Here is a 3,844-nt window from a genome sequence, read left to right on the forward strand (position 1 = left end):
TCGGCGGCCTTGGCCTGCTGGGTGCCGGCCTGGTCCGTGAGGTCCGACTTCGCCTGGTGCAGCAGATCCTTGGCGCTGTTCTTGGCTTCATACGCGACATTCTTGGCCTCGGTCTTGGCCGTCTCGGCCACGTTCTGCGCGGCGCCGGCTGCCTGGCCCGCCACGTTCGCGGCCTCATCCTTCGCCACGTCCTTCTTCGAGGAGCCCTCGTCCTGGTAGCCCGCGGTGCCCTGGTAGCCGGCGGTGCCTGCGCCGGGAGCGGACACTCCGGTGCCGTATGCGTTCTCGGTCATCATTGCTCGCTTTCCTTGAGGATGAAGGACCAGCGGTGCTGGATGGCACCAATCCTGATCATCCGAAATAGTAAGCACACTTGCTATTTGCTGCGCAAGCTTGGATGGGCATCAGTGGAAAATTGATAAGTATGCTTGCCAACACCATGCTAAGCATGCTTATTGTATTGGGGTGCGACGTCCTGAAGCGAGGCGTTGCGAACCCCCAAAGCATCTGAGATCCAAGGAGACGCCATGCTCACCACGGAAAACATTGATGATCTGCTACAGCGCAACGGAAACGTGCTTTCCCTGGACGGGAACAAGATCGGGTCCGTAGGCCAGGTCTACGCTGACGACACGGACGGCCAGCCCACTTGGGTGACGGTCAAGACCGGCCTGTTCGGCACGTCCGAATCCTTTGTCCCGCTGCAAGGGGCCCGTCTTGAAGGCGACGACATCGTGGTTCCCTACACCAAGGACCAGGTCAAGGACGCGCCCAGGGTGGAAACGGATGGCCATCTCGAACCCTCGGAAGAGGACCGGCTCTTCGGCCACTATGGTCTGGACGGACACCGGGACTACTCGGAAACGGGAACCCGCGGAGACGCAAGCTATGCGGAGACGGGCAATACCGCGCACAGCGGTACCGTGTCCGGGACGGCCGACGCCACCAGTACGGTTGGACGTGACACATCCGGGCCCACTACGGATGACGCCATGACCCGTTCCGAGGAACGCCTGAACGTCGGTACGGAGAGGCAGGCAGCCGGGCGGGCCAGGCTGCGCAAATACGTCACCACCGAGAACGTCACCACAACCGTTCCGGTCCAGCGCGAAGAGGTCCGGATCGAGCGCGAACCCATCACGGACGCAAACCGTGGGGAGGCCTTGTCGGGGCCGGATATTAGCGAAGAGGAACACGAGGTGACGTTGCATGAGGAGCGTCCCGTCGTCGAGAAGGAAACCGTTCCGGTTGAGCGGGTCCGTCTCGGCAAAGAAACCGTGACCGACGAAGTGACCGTCGATGAGGAAGTACGGAAGGAACGCATCGAAACCGACGGCATCGACGACGCCCGGCCGTAGCAGGAGTTCGTGAAAGCCGGGGCCGGTTGCGGCCCCGGCTTTCACTCTCTACCCGCACTCCGGGACAGAAAGGCCGCACTCATGAGTCCCAGCGACATCGAGCCGCCTAACCCCCGGGACAGCTACCGGCTGCTGATCACGGCGGCACGGCTGGTGCAGCGCCGCCAAGATGACGCCCTGGCCCCGCTGGGCCTCACACGTGCAGCCGTCATCGCCCTTGAAGCGATGGAACCAGTCCCCTTGAACCAGGAGCAGCTTGCCGGCAAGGTTCATGTCCAACCCCAGACGCTGGGCAAGGTCCTTTCGCGGATGGAGGCACAGGGACTCATTACGAGGACCCGCAGTACGGCCGACCGCCGCCAGATTCATGTCAGGCTGACTGAAGCGGGGCAGGCGGCACTGAAGGCAGCCAGGCGCGCGGAAATCGATGCCCTCGCCCTTGCAGTTGAGGACGAAAACTGGCAAAGCCTCCAGGAACAACTCGCAAAATTCGTCGCTTCCCTGCGCGTTCCCGGTCCGCCGTTCCCTTAATTTGGCCCTCTGCCAGGAGTATCGCCGGGGCATATCCCGGATGGGTAGCCCTATGACGGCTCAGGGCAGGTCAATATTTGTGAGTTCCGCCCGATTGCCGTTTGCTTCCTCAGCCAGGACCAGCGAGCTGACCTGGGGGCAGTAGTACTTGTGTTCCCGTGAGTTGAACTCCAGTGGCATCCAGTCGTCCACCTTGACACAGTCGGTGTAGGTGCCCAGTTTCGTGGTGACGGTCTGGCCTGTGTCGATGGTGTCCCGCATGTCTTCCGCATGCCCCAGGTAGTATTCCTGCCTGTAGGTGTCGCCGACGCGCTGTTCGGCCTTCATCCAAATGCCGGCCTTTGCCCCGTCCTGCCCATGGATAAAGCTGCCGGAATGACTCTGCAGTTTTCCGTCCTTGAAGTTATTTACATCTTCGCCGAAGTACCACACGTCGCCGTTCTTGTGCTGGGCCAGATAGTCCCTGGTCTCCTCGATCAGCTGCCCGTTCTTGAATTCCTTGTCCAGGTAGATGACAGTTTCGACGCCGTCTATGACCCGCGGCTCCGGCAGGATTTCGATTTCGATCCTGTCGCCGGCAGCCCGTAGGTCATTTTCTTGCCGACCGGCAGGGCGAAGTGCTTATTGGTAATTTTCGTCGTGAAATCCGCAGGGCTGATCTGCGGATTGTAGTCAGCTGTGGGCTGCAGCCGCTACCCGTTCGCCATTGAAGTACTCGAGCTCCCAGCCATCCACGGCGTGGTGGTGGGCAAGGTTGAGCGCGGCGTTGTCGATGCTTTGCAGTGTGCTGCCGATGGCACGGCTGAGGGCGAGCCGGAGGAGCGTGCCGTGCGCGACTACCAATACGCGGCGGCCGCGGAACTCCTCGGCCAGCGACTCCAGGGCGGCCAGGCCCCGGGAGCCGGCTTCGTCGTCGCTTTCCGCCCCGCGGAAGCCGCCGGGGATGCGCAGTGCCTCAAGCTCCGGCCCCGCCTGCAGGCCCTCGGCAGGCCCGAAGCTGCGCTCGGTCAGCTCTGGCACGTGCCGGGCCACTGTGAGTCCGAGACCCGCGGCGATCAGCTCGGCGGTTTCCGCCGCCCGGCTCAGCGGCGAGGAAACGATCGTGTCCCACTCCTGCCCGGACAGGACGGCGACGGCGTCGCGCGCCTGGCCGCGGCCGACGTCGTTCAGCGGGATATCGCTGGCTCCCTGCAGCCGGCGCTGCGCGTTCCAGTCTGTCTGGCCATGGCGGATGAGGGCGAACGTCGTGAGGGTCATGCCTTCCATTGTGCCCGAGAGCGGTGGGCCCACCCGGCTCATGCCCTTTCTTCGCGGGGTGCTTAGCCGAACAGGACTGCGGCTTCGTCGTAGCGCTTCTGGGGGACGGTCTTCAGCTGGCCCAGGGCTTCCTGGAAGCCTACGTGTTCGATGTCCGTTCCCTTGAGGGCCACCATGGTGCCCCAGCGACCCTCCACCACCGAGTCGACCGCTGCCATGCCCAGTCGGGTGGCCAGGACGCGGTCGAACGCTGAAGGAACGCCGCCGCGCTGGACGTAGCCCAGGATGGTGGCACGGGTTTCGAGGCCGGTCCGGGCTTCCAGCTCGGGGGCCAGCTGGTCCGCGATGCCGCCCAGACGGGGACGGCCAAAGGTGTCCAGGCCGCGCTCGGAGTGCGGATTTTCCATATGCTCGGGAACAAACCCTTCGGCCACCACCACCAGCGGTGCGCGCCCGCGGGCGTGGGCTTCCTTCACCCACTGGGTGATCTGTTCGATGCCGACCTTCTGCTCCGGGATGAGGATGGCGTGGGCGCCAGCGGCCATGCCCGCGTGCAGGGCGATCCAGCCGACGTGGCGGCCCATGACCTCGGCGATCATGCAGCGGTGGTGGGATTCGCCGGTGGTCCGGAGCCGGTCGATTGCCTCAGTAGCGATCTGCACCGCCGTGTCGAAGCCGAAGGTGTAGTCGGTGGCGTC

6 protein-coding genes and 1 pseudogene are annotated in these 3,844 nt (G+C 64.0%); 3 read left to right on the forward strand and 4 right to left on the reverse strand.

Annotation, left to right across the window (positions count from 1 at the left end):
* Positions 1-293: pseudogene (locus AC1DFE_RS23770) on the reverse strand (hypothetical protein); the annotation flags it as partial.
* Between the two features lie 234 nt (positions 294-527).
* Here AC1DFE_RS23770 and AC1DFE_RS23775 point away from each other — a divergent pair.
* Positions 528-1,358: a YsnF/AvaK domain-containing protein gene (locus AC1DFE_RS23775; RefSeq protein WP_476908288.1), complete on the forward strand. Its 831-nt coding sequence runs from the start codon at positions 528-530 to the stop codon at positions 1,356-1,358.
* 81 nt (positions 1,359-1,439) lie between these two features.
* Positions 1,440-1,889: a MarR family winged helix-turn-helix transcriptional regulator gene (locus tag AC1DFE_RS23780; protein WP_476908289.1), complete on the forward strand. Its 450-nt coding sequence runs from the start codon at positions 1,440-1,442 to the stop codon at positions 1,887-1,889.
* Positions 1,890-1,949: 60 nt separating this feature from the next.
* On the opposite strand, the gene AC1DFE_RS23785 is transcribed toward AC1DFE_RS23780, so the two are convergent.
* Complete coding sequence (locus AC1DFE_RS23785; protein ID WP_476908290.1) at positions 1,950-2,216, reverse strand: hypothetical protein; 267 nt, start codon at positions 2,214-2,216, stop codon at positions 1,950-1,952.
* Positions 2,217-2,264: 48 nt separating this feature from the next.
* On the opposite strand from AC1DFE_RS23785, the gene AC1DFE_RS23790 reads away from it, so the two are divergent.
* Complete coding sequence (locus tag AC1DFE_RS23790) at positions 2,265-2,477, forward strand: hypothetical protein (RefSeq protein ID WP_476908291.1); 213 nt, start codon at positions 2,265-2,267, stop codon at positions 2,475-2,477.
* 84 nt (positions 2,478-2,561) lie between these two features.
* Here the strand turns inward: AC1DFE_RS23790 and AC1DFE_RS23795 are convergent, their stop codons facing one another.
* Together AC1DFE_RS23795 and AC1DFE_RS23800 are read right to left on the reverse strand one after the other, a co-directional pair.
* Positions 2,562-3,155 (reverse strand): histidine phosphatase family protein, encoded by a 594-nt coding sequence (locus tag AC1DFE_RS23795; RefSeq protein WP_476908293.1) that lies wholly within the window; start codon positions 3,153-3,155, stop codon positions 2,562-2,564.
* Between the two features lie 53 nt (positions 3,156-3,208).
* Positions 3,209-3,844: 6-phosphofructokinase (locus AC1DFE_RS23800; RefSeq protein ID WP_476908292.1), on the reverse strand; the 636-nt coding region annotated here is incomplete at its 5' end.

The sequence above is a fragment of the Arthrobacter sp. 05T423 genome, from assembly GCF_056396245.1.

Bases quoted from the DNA above. Each gene is read 5' to 3' on its own strand.
- AC1DFE_RS23795 (WP_476908293.1), bottom strand. From the start codon at position 3,155: ATGGAAGGCATGACCCTCACGACGTTCGCCCTCATCCGCCATGGCCAG.
- AC1DFE_RS23780 (WP_476908289.1), top strand. From the start codon at position 1,440: ATGAGTCCCAGCGACATCGAGCCGCCTAACCCCCGGGACAGCTACCGG.
- AC1DFE_RS23775 (WP_476908288.1), top strand. From the start codon at position 528: ATGCTCACCACGGAAAACATTGATGATCTGCTACAGCGCAACGGAAAC.
- AC1DFE_RS23785 (WP_476908290.1), bottom strand. From the start codon at position 2,216: ATGAAGGCCGAACAGCGCGTCGGCGACACCTACAGGCAGGAATACTAC.
- AC1DFE_RS23790 (WP_476908291.1), top strand. From the start codon at position 2,265: ATGACTCTGCAGTTTTCCGTCCTTGAAGTTATTTACATCTTCGCCGAA.